The organism is Actinophytocola xanthii (genome assembly GCF_001921205.1).
Lineage (GTDB): Bacteria > Actinomycetota > Actinomycetes > Mycobacteriales > Pseudonocardiaceae > Actinophytocola > Actinophytocola xanthii.
Genome location: NZ_MSIE01000064.1, coordinates 1 through 2,387 on the forward strand (window position 1 = coordinate 1; position 2,387 = coordinate 2,387).

Genomic DNA, 2,387 nt, shown 5'->3' on the forward strand with positions numbered 1-2,387 from the left:
TCGACAGGGTGTGGGAGAGTAGGACACCGCCGAGCATTCATTCCCGAAGAGCCCTCCGTCACCCCGGAGGGCTCTTCGGCGTTTCGGCGTGTTGAATGGTGGTCGGAGATGTCCCGGGCGGCGGAGGATCAAGTGGCAGAACACGGGCGACGCGATGAAGCGCCCTACAACGACGACCCCCGCAGGGGCCGTCCCTCCTACAACACCGGCGGCAAGCCCCAAGGCAAGCGCTCCCGCTCCGACGCCCCCCACCGTGGCGCCGCCCCCCGCGACCGCGACCCCCGCCGCTCGGACCAGTCGGACAGGCCCTACCGCCGCTCGGACTCCCCCTCCCGCGCCGGCTACCGCCAGGGCGACACCCCCCGCCGCCGCGACGACTACTCCCGCGACCGCTCCCAGGCCGACTACCCCCGCAACGCGGACCGCCGCGACCGCGGGCGTGAGGACAACCGCCCCCACCGCGACTCCGCGGACACGCCGCGCCAGGGCTTCGGCCGCCGCCCCGTCCGCCAGGACGAGTCCCGCACCGACGACCGCCGCGACTACCGCCCCCGCCCCACCGGCTCGGACGACCGCCCCCGCTACCCCCGCTCCTCCGACAGAGCTGACAGGCCCGACCGCCGCACCCGCGACACCGACCCCACCCGCGGCAACTACCGCGACCGCGGCCCGTCCCACAACCGCACCGACGACCGCCGCGACTCCCGCGACCGCGGCGACTCCCGCGATCGTGACAATCCCCGCCACCGCGGCGACTTCCGCAGCCGGGACAACTCCCGCGACCGCAGCGACTACCGCAGCCGGGACAACTCTCGGGACCGCGGCGACTACCGCGACCGGGACAACTCTCGGGACCGCGGCGACTACCGCGACCGGGACAACTCCCGCGATCGCGGCGACTTCCGCAACCGCGACGACAACCGCCGCGACTTCCGTGACCGCGGCCCAAACCGCGGCAGCTCCCGCGACCGCGGTGATTTCCGCGCCCGGGACGACAACCGCAGCGGTTTCCGCGACCGCGGTGATTCTCGCCCCCGCGAGGACAACCGCGGCAGCTTCCGCGACCGCGACAACAACCGCGGCAACTTCCGCGACCGCGGCGACGCCCGCAACCGCGACGACAACCGCAGTGGTTACGGCCGCACCGGCGACCGCAGCGACTACCAGGGCTCCCGCGACCGCGGCGGCTACCGCAAGGGTGACGACCGCCCCGACTACCGCGCCAACCGCGACCGCCCCGACCGCAGCGGTTTCCGCGACCGTGACTCCTCCCGCGGCGACCGCGACCGCGGCGGTTTCCGCGACCGCGATGCGAACCGCGAGGGCTCCCGTGACCGTGGCGGTTTCCGCGACCGCGACTCCCCCCGCGGCGACCGCGACCGCGGCGGTTTCCGCGACCGCGACGCGAACCGTCCAGGCTCCCGCGACCGAAGTGCCGACCGCGGCGGCTTCCGCGACCGCGACCCGAACCGCGGCAGTTTCCGCGACCGCGACGCGAACCGTCCAGGCTCCCGCGACCGAAGTGCCGACCGCGGCGATTTCCGCAGCCGAGGTTCGGACCGCCGCGGTTCCGACGACCGTCGCGACAGGAGCCGCACCGGCGACAACCGCCCCACCTCACGCGACCGCGCCAACGACCGCCGCGACAACCGGCACGACCACGAGGCGCGCAACCCCAGGGAGACGACTCCCGACAACCCCCTCGCGGCCGACCCGGCCCCGACCAACCTCACCCGCGACCAGCTCGCCGCCGAGGTGAACACCGCCGCCCCCACCGAGGCAGCACCCCCCACCCACCCCGAGAACGACGAGCCCCAGCCCTCCACCTCGACCGACCTCGCCCCGGCCACGGCCGAAACGACCCCGAGCGCCGAAACCCCTCCGGAAGACTCGTCCAACGACATCCACCCGGCCAGGGACGCTGATCCGGCGACCAGCCCGGTCGAGCCAGCAGTCGGCGCAACCGAGCCCGCCACGAGCACCACCGAGCCAGCGGCCGACACCAGCCCCACCGCGACCGGCAGCGTCGACGCCCCAACGAGCACGGACGGCCCGACCGGCACCGACGAGCCAACCGGCAGCATCGACGAGCCGACCAGCACCAACGGCCCAACCGGCACCGGTGAACCGACCGACACCGACGGACCAGCCACCCCCGGCCGGCCGACCAGCGAGCCAACCAGCACCCACGAGCCAACTGGCACCGACAGGTCAACCGCCACCGGTGAACCGACCGACACCGACGGACCAGCCACCCCCGGCCGGCCGACCAGCGAGCCAACCAGCACCCACGAGCCAACTGGCACCGACAGGTCAACCGCCACCGGTGAACCGACCGACACCGACGGACCAGCCACCCCCGGCCGGCCGACCAGCGAGCCAACCGG

The 2,387-nt window shown here is 74.4% G+C and carries 1 pseudogene; it reads left to right on the forward strand.

Features of this window, described 5'->3' with window-relative positions:
- Positions 1-132 precede the first annotated feature (132 nt).
- A pseudogene (locus BU204_RS29680) lies at positions 133-2,387 on the forward strand (hypothetical protein); the annotation flags it as partial.